The sequence below is a fragment of the Novosphingobium sediminis genome, assembly GCF_007991615.1.
Taxonomy (GTDB): Bacteria; Pseudomonadota; Alphaproteobacteria; order Sphingomonadales; family Sphingomonadaceae; genus Novosphingobium; species Novosphingobium sediminis.
Genome location: NZ_BJYR01000007.1, coordinates 142,000 through 155,248, shown reverse-complemented (window position 1 = coordinate 155,248; position 13,249 = coordinate 142,000). Strand labels below are relative to the sequence as shown.

Here is a 13,249-nt window from a genome sequence, read left to right as displayed (position 1 = left end):
CATCACACGCCGCCGCCAGCCGTGCAATCAGCTGCGGAACACGACCGTCTTGGTGCCATTCAGCAGCGCGCGGTCCTCAAGATGCAGGCGCACCGCCTCGGCCAGCACGCGGCGTTCCACATCGCGGCCCTTGCGGACGAGGTCCTCGGGGGTGTCGGCGTGGGTGACGGTGGTGACGTCCTGGTGAATGATCGGGCCTTCATCGAGGTCGGTCGTGACGTAGTGGCCAGTCGCGCCGATCATCTTCACGCCGCGCGCGTGGGCCTGGTGATAGGGCTTGGCGCCCTTGAAGCTCGGCAGGAACGAGTGATGGATGTTGATGCAGCGGCCGTTGAGGAACGAGGCCATGTCGTCCGAGAGGATCTGCATGTAGCGGGCGAGGACGACGAGTTCGGCGCCCGTTTCGTTCACGATCGCCTTTACCTGCGCTTCCTGCTGCGGCTTGGTGTCCTTGGTGATCGGCAGGTGGTGATAGGGGACATCGCCCAGCAGGGTGATGTTGAGCGCTTCCTTGGGATGGTTGCCGATGATCGCGACGATCTCCATCGGCAATTCGCCGATGCGGGTGCGGTAGAGCAGATCGCCGAGGCAGTGGTCGAACTTGCTGACCATGAGCACGGTGCGGCGCTTCTTCGAGCTATCGCGCATGTTCCATTCCATGCCGAACTGCTCGGCCACCGGCGCGAAGGCGCTGCGCAGCGTAGTCTCGTCACCCGAACCCGGATCGAGCACGACGCGCATGAAGAACTGGCCGCTCTCGGTATCGTCGAACTGCTGCGCCTCGAGGATATTGGCGCCGGCCTCATAGAGGTTGCCGGTCACCCGGGCGACGATTCCGGGCTTGTCCTCGCACGAAAGCGTCAGGATCACAGGTGCAGTCATTCAAATCTCTCCCGTCCATCTAGGGGCAGCGCGCCCCCATAGGCTGCGCCGCCGTTCACCGCCAGCCATGCGTGTACCCCGCATGAGGCCTGCACAATTTGGCATTGCGAATCTGCTTCGATATTGTATGTGTTGCATACAAATTTCAACCAGCCATTTGCAATCGGGAGAGACAGCGTGGCAGCGAACCTCGAAGAGGTCCTTCAGGGCCAGTCCAACATCGTTGAAATGCTGCGCAATTCGCAGCTGGGTGCCTATGTCTACCCGGTGGTGGCGCCGGAGTTTTCCAACTGGCGCAGCGAGCAGTGGGCCTGGCAGCACTCTGCGGTGCTGTTCGACCAGTCGCACCACATGGTGAACCTCTACATTCGCGGCAAGGATGCGGCGAAGCTGCTTTCGGACACGATGATCAACAGCTCGAAGGGCTGGGCGGTCAACAAGGCCAAGCAGTACGTGCCGACGACGCCCTATGGCCACGTGATCGGCGATGGCATCATCTTCTGGGAAGAAGAGGAAAGCTTCACCTACGTCGGCCGCGCGCCAGCTTCGAACTGGCTGCGCTATCACGGCGCGACGGGCGGCTACGATGTCGAGATCGAGCTCGACGACCGTTCGCCGATGCGCCCGATGGGCAAGCCCGTGACGCGCAAGGAATGGCGCTTCCAGATCCAGGGTCCGCAGGCGTGGAACGTGATCGAGAAGCTGCACGGCGGGCCGCTGGAGCAGCTCAAGTTCTTCAACATGAGCACGATGAACATTGCCGGCAAGACCGTGCGCACGCTGCGCCACGGCATGTCTGGCGCGCCGGGCCTTGAAATCTGGGGTCCTTACGCCGAGCAGGAAGAAATCCGCGCCGCCATTCTGGAAGCGGGCAAGGAATTCGGCCTGATCGCTTGCGGCAGCCGCGCCTATCCTTCGAACACGCTGGAATCGGGCTGGATTCCCTCGCCGCTGCCCGCGATCTACACCGGCGAGAAGCTCAAGGGTTTCCGCGAGTGGCTGGGCGCCGACAGCTATGAGGCGACCGGTTCGATCGGCGGATCGTTCGTGGGTGAAAGCATCGAGGACTACTACCTCAACCCGTGGGAACTGGGTTACGGCCCGTTCGTGAAGTTCGACCACGACTTCCATGGCCGCGAGGCGCTGGAGAAGCTGGACCCCGCCGCGCAGCGCAAGAAGGTGACGCTGGCGTGGAACCCCGAAGACATGGCGAAGATCACCGCTTCGCTGTTCAACCCGGATGGCGAGCAGTACAAGTTCTTCGATGTGCCGCTGGCGAACTACGCCTCCTCCAACTACGACCGCGTGGTCGATGCGGGCGGCAAGACGGTCGGCGTTTCGATGTTCACCGGCTATTCGTACAACGAGAAGCAGGCGCTGTCGCTCGCCACGGTCGATCCGGAAATCCCGGTCGGCACCGAAGTGCGCGTGGTGTGGGGCGAACCCGATGGCGGCACGCGCAAGACCACGGTCGAGCCGCACAAGCAGATCGAAGTGCGCGCGATTGTCTCGTCGGTGCCGTACAGCCGCGTGGCGCGCGAGAACTACGCTGAAGGCTGGCGTACCGGGCGCTGATTTAGCGATACCAGTGTCAATCTCCCCTCCCCGGTGGGGAGGGGTTGGGGAGGGGGTACGGCGTTTCGGAAAAGCGCCGCGCACCCCCACCCAGCCTCCCCCGACCGGGGGAGGGGCACGTTGCTTTTTGTGGGGAGCCTTGCTTGTGGCCGCAGCCCTGATTCATCCCAACTGGGACAAGCCGCCGCTCGGGATCACCGACGGTTTCAGCCTTGAAATGACCGCTAAGGACGAGGCCTCGCTGCGCGAGGCCGCGCCGCTGATCCCGGTCGATACGCCGGTTGCAGTCACCTTCCTGCCGGGCGAGGATGTCGCCGCGCGGGTCAAGGCGACGGTTGCGGTGCGCGAGCTTGGCTTCGAGCCGATGCCGCACTTTTCGGCGCGGCGGATTACCTCTGAGGATGACTTCGAGGGTTATCTCAAGGCGGTGGTGGAGCAGGCGGGGGTGCAGCGCGCCTTCATCGTGGCGGGTGATCCGCCCGAGCCGGTGGGGCCCTATTTCGATACGTCGGCGCTGATCGCGACGGGCGCGTTCGAGCGCAGCGGAATCAAGGCCATCGGCATCGGCGGGCATCCGGAAGGCCACCCCAACATGACCGAGCAGCAATGCTGGGACGTGCTGGTGAAGAAGGTAACGGAAATCGAGGCGCGGGGCATGGCGCCGCTGATCGTCACGCAGTTCGGGTTCGATCCGGACGCGTTCCTTGCGTGGCTGCTCAAGCTGCGCGCGCTGGGGATCGATGCGCCGGTGCGGATCGGCGTGCCGGGTCCGGCGGGGATCAAGCGGCTGCTGGCGTTTGCAGCGCGTTGCGGCGTTGGCGCTTCCACGTCAGTGCTGCGCAAGTACGGGATTTCGGTGACGAACCTCCTCGGCAGCGCCGGGCCGGACAAGCTTGTCGATGCCTTCGCCAAGGGTCTGGGGCCGCAGCATGGCCGGGTGCGGCTGCACTTCTATCCCTTCGGCGGCATGGTGAAGACGCTGGAGTGGATCCAGGCCTACAACGCGAAGCACGGGATTTCGGCATGACCGACTATGTGCTTGTCCACGGCGCGTGGGGCGGCAGTTTCGGCTATGACCGGGTGGCGGGCAAACTGCGCGCTGCCGGGCACCGCGTGGTGCTTGCGCAGCTAACGGGGCTCGGCACGCGCAAGGGCGAGTTCCATCCGGGGATCACGCTGACGACGCATATCGATGATGTGTGCAACCAGATCGCTTCGGCCAAAAGTGCTTCTGGAGGCTTCGACAAGTTCGTGCTGGTCGGCCATTCCTATGGCGGGATGATCGTGACCGGCGTGGCGACGCGGCTGGGCTCGCGCATCACTGCGCTGGTCTACATCGATGCATTCCTGCCGCAGGACGGCCAATCGCTGTGGGATTTGACCGGCGACTTCGAGCACAACCACTACATTGGCAGCCAGAAGTTCACTCCCGCTGCGGTCGCGCCGCTGCCGGGGCTGGAATCGCCGGTGCTTTCGCCGCATCCGCTGCTGACCTTGCTCGAAGCGGTGAAGTTCACTGGCGAGGAAGCCAAGGTGGGGCGGCGCGTCTACGTGTTTGCGAATGCGTGGGAGCCGACCCCATTCCGCAAGTTCGTGAAGCGCGTGACGACCGAGCCGGGCTGGGAATACCATGAGGCCAAGGCGAGCCACAACGTGATGGGCGATCAGCCCGAGCAGACGCTGGCGATCCTGCTGGGCTGCGCCTGAGTTTCCTTTGATCCTACACAATCCCGCGCACCCTGAGCCTGTCGAAGGGTGCTGGCGCGACCGCCACGCATGATGCTTCGACAAGCTCAGCATGAGCGGGGATGGTGGATGGGGCGAAGGTTTTTAGATTGGGGCTGGTACCAGCCTCAGAACTTCGCCTCGCGTGACTTCCGCCTCGCTTCGGCAAAGGCATCGCGGCGGAATTTCTCGAAGGCGACGCGCTGGTCGTGGCCCGGGTCTTTCGGGTAGTCCTGATACTCTGCGATGATCTCGTCGAAGATCTCGCGCATTTCTTCCTTGTGGTCCGGGTGGCTGAAGATGTGGAGGCGGTTCGCCTTCATCGCCTCGATCACGCGGGTGCCGATCACATCTGGCTCCATGCCGAATTCGTGGATGCCCGCGAGGCGCTCGACGGCTTCCGAATTGACCGGCTTCATCGCGCCCTTGAGTTCATCCGGGCGGATATCGTCGCTGGCGTAGATGTAGCTTTTGACGAGGCCCGGGCAGAGCACCGAGACGCCGATTTCATACTGCAGCAGCGAGTAGTGCAGCGATTCCGAAAGGCCGCGCACGGCGAACTTGGTGGTGTTGTAGATGCCGGGGCTGCCCGCCGCGAGGAACGCGGCCATCGAGGCGGTGTTGACGACATGGCCGCCCTTCTGCTGGCCCGCCTTCACGCGCGAGACCATGCGGGGGACGAAGGTCATCACGCCGTTGATCACGCCGTGCAGGTTTACGCCGAGCAGCCAGTCCCAGTCGTCGTAGGAGCTTTCCTCGATCGGCTGGAACAGGTTCACGCCGGCGTTGTTGCAGAGGATTGAGACGGGGCCGAACGCGGCTTCCACTTCGTCAGCCGCAGCCTTGAAGGCGTCGCGGCTGGAAACGTCGAGCTGGACACCCATGACCTCGCGGTTGTCGAGGCTGGCGAGGGCCTTGTCGATGGAATCCTGCCGGATATCGGCGATGGCGACCTTGCAGCCTTCGTTGAGCAGCTGCCGGACGAGCCCGATGCCTACGCCATTGGCGCCGCCGGTGACGAAGGCAGTGCGGCCTGCGAAGTCTTTCATGTGTGCTCCCCTCCCGTTTGCGGGAGGGGCCGGGGGTGGGCCTCTCCCTTCAGATGTTGGCGGGTGGGTCGGCCCACCCCTGACCCCTCCCGCAGGCGGGAGGGGGACTGTGTCGCTTCAGGCTCTGCGCGTTGCCTTCAGCGCGTCCTGCCGGGCGATCTCTTCGGTGATCGCGGGGTTGCGGAACAGCATCGCGAAGGTCTGCTTGTAATCGGGGTTTTCGGGGAGGTGGGTCTGCACCGCCGCCGAGGTCGCCTCGCCGCGTTCGCGCACTCCATCGAGGAATTCGCTGTGGGTGAGGATGTAGAGCTCGTCGTTCAGGATGCCCTGGAGCACGCGCTCACCCACTTCTTCCTTGGTCTGGTAGAGGTGCATGAAGTTGCCGCCCGAGGCGCGGCGCTTGTCGGCTTCGGCATAACCGGTTTCGGCGAGGTCTGCGGGGCGGGTCTTGCCGGCTTCGGCGATGTTCGATTGCACCGCGCCCGGGCAGAATGCCGAGCAGATCACGCCGCGCGCTTCGAGTTCGGGGCGCATGCATTCCATCATCGAGGTGACGGCGGCCTTGCCGCACGAATAGATCGTGGTGCCGCCGACGGGGACCAGCGCCGACATCGAGGCGGTGTTGACGATATGGCCGCCTTCACCATGCGCGAGGATGCGCGGCAGCACGGTGACGATGCCGTTGATCGTGCCGCCGACGTTGACCCCCATCACCCAGTCCCAATCGGCGAAAGTCGCGAGTTCGGTGGGGCCGACGACGGCGACGCCGGCGTTGTTGCAGAGGATGTGGAGCTTGCCGAAGCGGGCTTCGGCAGCGTCTGCAGCGGCGGCGAAGGCGGCGCGGTCGGTCACGTCGAGCTTGAGGGGGAGGACCCGGTCCCCGCCCGCAAGCTCTGCCTCGGCGGCGGCGAGGTGGTCATCGCGAATATCGGCGATCACTACGTTCATCCCTGCGCCAAGCAGGGCCTTGGCGATGCCGAGGCCGATGCCGCTCGCGCCGCCGGTGATGAAGGCTGTCTTGCCGGGGAGGTTCTGCATGATCGCTCTCCATGGGGCGGTGGAGCCTTTTGCGATTCCACCATTTGTTAGATTGCCTTTTCTATTCACCACGCCGAGATTGTATGCAAGACTAACAATTGTTCGTGGGTGGAAAAGGCTGCGCGGGTTTGAACGCAGCGGCCTGCGGGTGAGAGGAGAGACGATGGCGGGTCCCACGATCATGGCGGCACCGGTTGGTGCGGCCGAGCGCGAATGGCCCTCGGCAGGCGCGGCCTATTGGGCGCTGTTCGTGATCGTGCTGGCGACGTTCCTGACCTTCTTCGATGCGGTGACGTTCGGGATGCTGGCCGAGCGCATCAAGCATGATTTCGGCCTTACCGATTCGCAGCTGGGCTTCCTTGCGGGGCCGGCGAGCATCGTGTGCTATCTGTTCGTTGGCATTCCGTTGGCGCGGCTGGCTGATATCTATCCGCGCAAATATGTGCTGGGTGGCGGGGCGGCGGTGGTCGGGCTGATCATCTCTCTGGGCGGCCTTGCGCAGACCTTCACGCAGTTTATCGGCAGCCGGGTGTTCCTTGCGGCAGGCGGCTCTGCCCATGCGCCTTCGTCCTACTCGCTGCTGGCCGATGCGTTCCCGCCAAAGAAGCTGACGCGTGCCTTCGCGCTGCTGCAGTTCGGCTTTATCGGCGGGACGACGCTGGGACCGCTGATCGGCGGCGCGCTGGTGGTGATGAGCGCGAGTTGGGCACCGACGACCTTCGGACCGCTGACGATTCTCGGCTGGCAGTGGATCCTGATCGTGATGGGGCTGCCGGGCCTGCTCGTCGGGCTGCTGTTCCTGACGGTGCAGGAACCGGCGCGGCTGGCCCCGGCAGCGGACGCGCCGCATGTGCCGACGGATGCGGGCTTCATGCGCCGGGTGCTGACTTTCATGGGCCTTGATGCGCTGCGAGCGATCAATGCCAAGCCGCGCGTCTACTATCCGCTGTTCGCCGCGCTGGCGCTGAGCGCGGTGGAGACGTTCGGGCTGCAGTTCTGGCGCGTGCCGTTCATGGTGCGCACCTTTGGATGGGATGAGCGGCAGATCGGCGCGGCGCTGAGCGTGACCGTGCTGGCGGGTTCGCTTTCAGGGCTGCTGCTGGGCAGCGTCCTCGTCGAATGGCTGGCCAAGCGGCACAAGGATGCCAACGTGCGGGCCGCCGCGATCTGCTTCAGCGGGACGACAATATGCTCGATCACCGCGATCCTGATGCCCACGGCCTGGGGTTCGCTCATCCTGTTCGGCTTTTCCGGCATGTTTGGTCTGGCGGGCGCGGTGCCGCAGAACGCTGCGATCCAGCGCGTGGCGCCCAACGACATGCGGGGGCAGGTGACCGCGTTCTACCTGTTCATGTTCACTTTTTTCGGCGCGATGGGCAGCTGGGTGGTGGGGCAGGTGCAGGACAGGATCATCGGCGATCCGCACCAGATCTGGAAGGCACTGTTGATCACCGCGAGCGTGCTGCTGCCGCTCGCTACCTTCCTGATGATCCGCGCGATCCGGCCCTACCGCGAGGAAGTGGAGCGGCTGGAGGCGGAGGGACTTTGAACAAACCGCGTTGACACCGGCGCCGTCCATGATGATTGTTAGGTATACGAACTATTTGGGAGAGTCCGATGTCCGAAGACCGTATCGCCGCGCTGGAAGGCAAGCTGGCCGAACTGGAGCGCCGCCTGACGGTGCGCGAGGACGAGCTTGATATTCGCAAGCTGCAGCACCTCTACGGCTACCTGATCGACAAGTGCCTCTATCTGGAGACGGCGGACCTCTTCACCGACGATGGCGAAGTGCGCTTCTTCGGCGGCATCTGGAAGGGCAAGGAAGGGGTCAAGCGGCTCTATTGCGAGCGGTTCCAGAAGCGCTTCACCTATGGCAACAACGGGCCGATCGACGGCTTCCTGCTCGATCACCCGCAGCTGCAGGACATCATCCATGTGCAGCCGGACGGCGTGACGGCGCTCGCCCGTGCGCGTTCGATGATGCAGGCGGGGCGGCACAAGGACTACGAAGGCGATGCCCCGCATCTGAAGGCGCGCCAGTGGTGGGAAGGCGGCATTTACGAGAACACCTACAAGAAGGTGGATGGGGTGTGGCGCATCCACATCCTCAACTACATGCCGCAGTGGCACGCCGATTTCGAGCACGGCTGGGCCAACACGCCGCACGAATATGTGCCGTTCCCCAAGGTGACTTATCCCACCGATCCCACCGGGCCGGACGCGCTGATCGAGGGCCACTGGCTCTGGCCGACGCACAAGCTGGTGCCCTTCCACATGCCGCATCCGGTGACGGGCGAGGAAATCGTGGCGCAGCGCTGGCAGGGTGATATCGACCGGGAAAAGGCGCGGGGCTGAGGTCGAGGCTGAACAAGCCCACCCCCAACCCCTCCCGCAGGCGGGAGGGGGGAAAGAGTCTGGAGACTGGTACGTGACTTCCTATCCTTCGCTTCACATGATCATCGCTGGGGAACGCGTCTTCGACGGTGGGCGGCGCACGCATGCGGTGGTCAATCCCGCGACGGGCGAGACTATTGGTGAGTTGCCGCTGGCCGAACCCGCCGATCTCGACCGCGCGCTTGAGGCGGCGCAGCGGGGCTTTCGGTTGTGGCGCAAGTCCACTCCGCAGCAGCGTGCGGCGGTGCTCAATGGCGCGGCGCGGCTTTTGCTTGAGCGGCAGGAGGATCTCGCGCGGATCGCCACGCTGGAGCAGGGCAAGCCGCTGGCGGAGGCCCGCATCGAAGTGTTGATGAACGTGGGGCTGTTCCAGTTCTACGCGGGTGAGGTGTTTCGTCTCTATGGCCGTGCGTTGGTGCGGCCGGAGGGCCTGCGCTCGACCGTGACGCATGAGCCGGTGGGACCGGTGGCGGCGTTTGCGCCGTGGAACTTCCCGCTCGGCAATCCGGGGCGCAAGCTGGGTGCGCCGATCGCGGCGGGCTGTTCGGTAATCCTGAAGGCGGCGGAGGAGACCCCGGCTTCGGCGTTGGGGGTGCTGCAGTGCCTGCTTGATGCGGGTCTGCCGCCGGAAGTGGCGCAGGCGGTGTTCGGCGTGCCGGATGAAGTGAGCCGGCACTTGCTGGGCTCTCCCATCATCCGCAAGCTGAGCTTCACCGGATCGACCGTGGTTGGCAAGCATCTGGCGAAGCTTGCCGCCGAGGACATGAAGCGCACGACGATGGAACTGGGCGGGCATGGCCCGGTGCTGGTGTTCGGCGATGCCGACATGGACCGCGTGCTCGATACCGTCGTTACGCAGAAGTATCGCAATGCCGGGCAGGTCTGCGTCAGCCCCACGCGCTTCATCGTCGAGGAAAACGTCTACGACCGGTTCCGCAATGCTTTTGCCGAGCGTGCCAAGGTAATCACCGTGGGCAATGGTCTCGACGAGGCCACCCGCATGGGCCCGATGGCCAACCCGCGCCGGCCCGAGGCGATGGACCGCCTGATCGGGGATGCCGTCTCGCGCGGCGCGCGGCTCCATACGGGCGGCGAGCGGCCAAAAGGCACCGGGATTGGCAATGCCGGGTTCTTCTATGCGCCTTCGGTGCTGTCCGACATTCCGCTGGATGCCGCGATCATGAACGAGGAGCCGTTCGGCCCCGTCGCGTTGATCAACGCCTATTCGGGCGAGGAAGCGATGATCGCCGAGGCGAACCGCCTGCCCTATGGCCTTGCCGCCTTTGCCTGGACGCAGGACGGCAAGCGCCAGCAGCGCCTCGCCCGCGAGATCGAGGCCGGGATGCTCGGCATCAACACCAACATGATCGCGGGCGCGGATTCGCCGTTCGGCGGGGTGCGCTGGTCTGGTCACGGGGCCGAGGACGGGCCGGAAGGCGTGCTGGCGTGCATGGTGACCAAGGCGGTCCACGAGGGATAGGGTTGGGTTTGGTGCTTCGACAAGCTCAGCACGAGCGGTTTTCTTTTGGTTCAAACAGCCACGCCCGCTCATGCTGAGCTTGTCGAAGCATAACGCGCAACGAACGCGGAAGAGGATGACATGACCGAACTCAAGACCGGCGGCGCGCAGGGGTACTTGCGCATTGCCACCGAAGAAGCCTTCGCCGTGCAGGAGCAGATCGACGTGTTCCTGCGGATGATCCGCGATGGGCAGGCGGACAAGGGCATGGTCTCGCTGTGGGGCTTCTATGCGCAGAGCCCTTCGGAACGCGCGATGCAGATCATGGAGCGGCTGCTCGATCTGGGGGAGCGGCGGATAGCCGACATGGATGCGACCGGCATCGACAAGGCGATCCTCGCGCTGACCTCACCGGGCGTGCAGCCGATGCTCGATGTGGACGAGGCCAAGGGAATCGCCGCGCGGGCCAACGACCGGCTGGCCGAGGCCTGCGCGAAGTATCCGGACCGCTTTATCGGGCTGGGCACCGTCGCGCCGCAGGATCCCGAATGGTCGGCGGCGGAAATCCGACGTGGGGCCAGCGAGCTGGGCTTCAAGGGTATCCAGATCAACAGCCATACGCAGGGCGAGTATCTCGACGATCCGAAGTTCGATCCGATCTTCCGCGCGCTGTGCGATGTGGGCCAGCCGCTCTACATTCATCCGGCGACGCCGCCAGACAGCATGATTGGGCCGATGCTGGAGAGCGGGCTAGACGGGGCGATCTTCGGCTTCGGCGTCGAGACGGGAATGCACCTCCTGCGTCTCATCACCATCGGCATCTTCGACAAGTACCCGGACCTGCAGATCATGGTCGGCCATATGGGCGAGGCGCTGCCCTACTGGCTCTACCGGCTGGATTACATGCACCAGGCGGGAGTGCGCTCGCAGCGGTACGAGCGGATGAAGCCGCTAAAGAAGTCCATCGCGGAATACATGCGCAGCAATGTGCTGATTACCAATTCGGGCATGGCGTGGGAGCCTGCGATCAAGTTCTGCCAGGAGGTGGTGGGTGAGGACCGCGTGCTTTACGCGATGGACTATCCCTACCAGTATGTGGCGGATGAAGTGCGCGCGATGGATGCGATGGACATGAGCCCGGAAACGAAGAAGAAGTTCTTCCAGACCAACGCCGAGCGCTGGTTCAAGCTGTGAGCGAGGCCGGCACGCCCAGCCTTCCCACTGTTGTTGCCAAGGGCGGGCGTTATGCGCTCGTACTGCTGGCGCTGACGCAGGCGATGAGCCTGCTCGACCGGCAGATCCTCGCCATCCTTGCGCCGGCGATCAAGAAAGACCTCGGCGTCGGCGATGCCGAGATGGGGCTGCTTTACGGCACCGTTTTCGCGCTGTTCTATGCGCTGTTCTCGCTGCCGGTGGGGCGGCTTTCGGATGGCTGGGTGCGCACGAAGCTGCTCGCGATCAGCCTGCTGTTCTGGTCTGCCGCGACGGGGCTGGCAGGGCTGACCACCAGCTTTGCGATGCTCGCGCTGTCGCGGCTCGGCGTCGGGATCGGCGAGGCGGCGACGTCTCCGGCTGGCACTTCGCTGCTCTATGATTACTGGCCGCGGCAGCAGCGCGGGTTCGTGATGGCGGTGATGGCCTCTGCCATTGCGCTGGGGCTGGGCGGTTCGCTGATCCTCGGCGGGCTGGCGGCGCAGTGGTGGGATGTGGCGCATCCCGGTGCCTCGCTCAGGGGTTGGCAGTTCGCTTTCCTTGTCGCGGCGGCGCCCGGCTTCGTGCTGGCGGCGTTCTTGTGGGGCCTGCGCGAGCCGGAGCGCGGTGTGATGGACGGCATCGCCACCCCGCCCGATCCCCGGCCCTTCGCCGCCAGTTTCGAGATGCTGGGCGCGGTGATGCCGGGCTTCCATCTGGCCGTGATGCGCGCCCGCAAGGCGAGTGCGGCGATGATCGCGCGCAATTTCGTGGCTATCGGGGTGATTGCGGCGCTGATGGTAGCGCTGACGGTCGCCAGCACCGCGATTGCGCCGCGCCCGCCGTTGGTGTTCGGCAGTGTGGCGATCAATCCCCACGCGTTGCAATGGGGTGTGATCGGGCTGGGCCTCATCGTCATCGTCAATCTGGTGCAGAGCGTCAGCCTCTCCGATCCGCAGGCGAGCCGGGTGCTGCGCGGCTCGCCCACCGCGATCATGTGCATGGCGGTCGGCACGCTGCAATCAGTCATCAACTACGGCATGATGGCCTTCAACCCGACATTCCTGATCCGTACCTACCACCTCTCGCTGGGCGAGACGGCGCTGAAGTTCGGCTTTCTTTCTGCGGGCATGGGCATTGTCGGGCCGCTCTTGTGGGGGCCGCTCTCGGACTGGTTGCAGAAGCGCTATCCCGGATCTGGCCGCGCGGGGGTGGCAGCGTTTGCGATGGCCGCATCGCCGCTGATGTCGCTGTGGGTCTATACCGCGCCCGACGCGGAGACGTTCTTCTGGCGCTTCCTGCCCTACAGCTTCATCCTCACCGGCTGGATGCCGCCGCTCTATGCAATCATGTACGAGCAGGTGCTGCCCCGGATGCGCGGGCTGACCTCGAGCCTCTACCTGCTGGTTATGACGATCCTCGGTCTCGGCATCGGGCCCTATGTGGTCGGGCTGCTCTCCGATGCGACGGGCAATCTGCGGCTGGCGATGCTGAGCATCCAGTGCGCTGCCGTGCCGATCGCGGTGCTGATGCTGCTGATCGCGCGCCGGGCCGAGCGCGACGAGCAGGGGCTGCTGGCGCGGGCGGCGGGTTAGCTACCGCCCTTTCTTCGCGATGCTCGCGTTGAAATCAGGGTCCTTGTTCGCCACCCAATCGACGAACTTGCGGATCGTTGGGTTTGCCAGCAGCTGACTGGCGTCCATCCCGGCGCGCTGCAGCTCCGAGTTCGTGAAGTTCGCGATCAGGGTGTTCTGACAGATCGGGTGCATCGGCACCGTCTCGCGTCCGCCGCGGCTCTTGGGCACGGGGTGGTGCCACACCAAGGTTTCGCCGCAGGGGCGGCCGCAGAGCCAGCAGGGGACCGGGGGCGGGGCCGCCGAAGCCTCGTCCTCATCGTCGTCGCGCCAACCGCCTTTGTTGTGTTTGCGGGCCATGC

12 protein-coding genes are annotated in these 13,249 nt (G+C 64.8%); 8 read left to right on the top strand and 4 right to left on the bottom strand.

Annotated features, from left to right (window positions below; genetic code table 11):
* Positions 1 to 27 precede the first annotated feature (27 nt).
* The gene (gene purU, locus NSE01_RS05390; RefSeq protein WP_147158605.1) at positions 28 to 882 is read right to left on the bottom strand and encodes a formyltetrahydrofolate deformylase; all 855 of its coding nucleotides are present in this window, start codon (positions 880 to 882) and stop codon (positions 28 to 30) included.
* Positions 883 to 1,059: 177 nt separating this feature from the next.
* On the opposite strand from purU, the gene ligM reads away from it, so the two are divergent.
* The 3 genes from ligM to NSE01_RS05375 all read left to right on the top strand — a co-directional run bounded on the left by ligM (position 1,060) and on the right by NSE01_RS05375 (position 4,164).
* A complete protein-coding gene (ligM, locus tag NSE01_RS05385) occupies positions 1,060 to 2,457 on the top strand; it encodes a vanillate/3-O-methylgallate O-demethylase (protein WP_443093801.1) in 1,398 nt (465 codons plus the stop codon).
* Positions 2,458 to 2,602: 145 nt separating this feature from the next.
* Complete coding sequence (locus NSE01_RS05380; protein ID WP_147158604.1) at positions 2,603 to 3,484, top strand: methylenetetrahydrofolate reductase; 882 nt, start codon at positions 2,603 to 2,605, stop codon at positions 3,482 to 3,484.
* Positions 3,481 to 4,164 (top strand): alpha/beta fold hydrolase, encoded by a 684-nt coding sequence (locus NSE01_RS05375; RefSeq protein ID WP_147158603.1) that lies wholly within the window; start codon positions 3,481 to 3,483, stop codon positions 4,162 to 4,164. Before NSE01_RS05380 ends, NSE01_RS05375 begins: the two co-directional genes overlap by 4 nt.
* A gap of 146 nt (positions 4,165 to 4,310) precedes the next feature.
* Here NSE01_RS05375 and NSE01_RS05370 read toward each other — a convergent pair whose 3' ends face one another.
* Both NSE01_RS05370 and NSE01_RS05365 read right to left on the bottom strand, forming a co-directional pair.
* Positions 4,311 to 5,231: an SDR family NAD(P)-dependent oxidoreductase gene (locus NSE01_RS05370; protein WP_147158602.1), complete on the bottom strand. Its 921-nt coding sequence runs from the start codon at positions 5,229 to 5,231 to the stop codon at positions 4,311 to 4,313.
* 117 nt (positions 5,232 to 5,348) lie between these two features.
* Complete coding sequence (locus tag NSE01_RS05365) at positions 5,349 to 6,269, bottom strand: SDR family NAD(P)-dependent oxidoreductase (RefSeq protein ID WP_147158601.1); 921 nt, start codon at positions 6,267 to 6,269, stop codon at positions 5,349 to 5,351.
* A gap of 163 nt (positions 6,270 to 6,432) precedes the next feature.
* Between NSE01_RS05365 and NSE01_RS05360 the strand changes: the two genes are divergently transcribed.
* From NSE01_RS05360 to NSE01_RS05340, 5 genes are all read left to right on the top strand, one after another.
* Complete coding sequence (locus NSE01_RS05360; RefSeq protein ID WP_147158600.1) at positions 6,433 to 7,818, top strand: MFS transporter; 1,386 nt, start codon at positions 6,433 to 6,435, stop codon at positions 7,816 to 7,818.
* A 68-nt stretch (positions 7,819 to 7,886) separates the two neighbouring features.
* A complete protein-coding gene (locus tag NSE01_RS05355; RefSeq protein ID WP_147158599.1) occupies positions 7,887 to 8,624 on the top strand; it encodes a nuclear transport factor 2 family protein in 738 nt (245 codons plus the stop codon).
* 73 nt (positions 8,625 to 8,697) lie between these two features.
* On the top strand, positions 8,698 to 10,143 hold the full coding sequence (locus NSE01_RS05350) for an NAD-dependent succinate-semialdehyde dehydrogenase (RefSeq protein ID WP_174811998.1): 1,446 nt from the start codon (positions 8,698 to 8,700) through the stop codon (positions 10,141 to 10,143).
* 120 nt (positions 10,144 to 10,263) lie between these two features.
* The gene (locus NSE01_RS05345; RefSeq protein WP_147158598.1) at positions 10,264 to 11,316 is read left to right on the top strand and encodes an amidohydrolase family protein; all 1,053 of its coding nucleotides are present in this window, start codon (positions 10,264 to 10,266) and stop codon (positions 11,314 to 11,316) included.
* Positions 11,313 to 12,908, top strand: a complete 1,596-nt coding sequence (locus NSE01_RS05340) for an MFS transporter (RefSeq protein WP_246135045.1) — start codon at positions 11,313 to 11,315, stop codon at positions 12,906 to 12,908. The genes NSE01_RS05345 and NSE01_RS05340 overlap by 4 nt, the downstream gene beginning before the upstream one ends.
* Here the strand turns inward: NSE01_RS05340 and NSE01_RS05335 are convergent, their stop codons facing one another.
* Complete coding sequence (locus tag NSE01_RS05335) at positions 12,909 to 13,247, bottom strand: hypothetical protein (RefSeq protein ID WP_147158597.1); 339 nt, start codon at positions 13,245 to 13,247, stop codon at positions 12,909 to 12,911.
* Positions 13,248 to 13,249 lie beyond the last annotated feature (2 nt).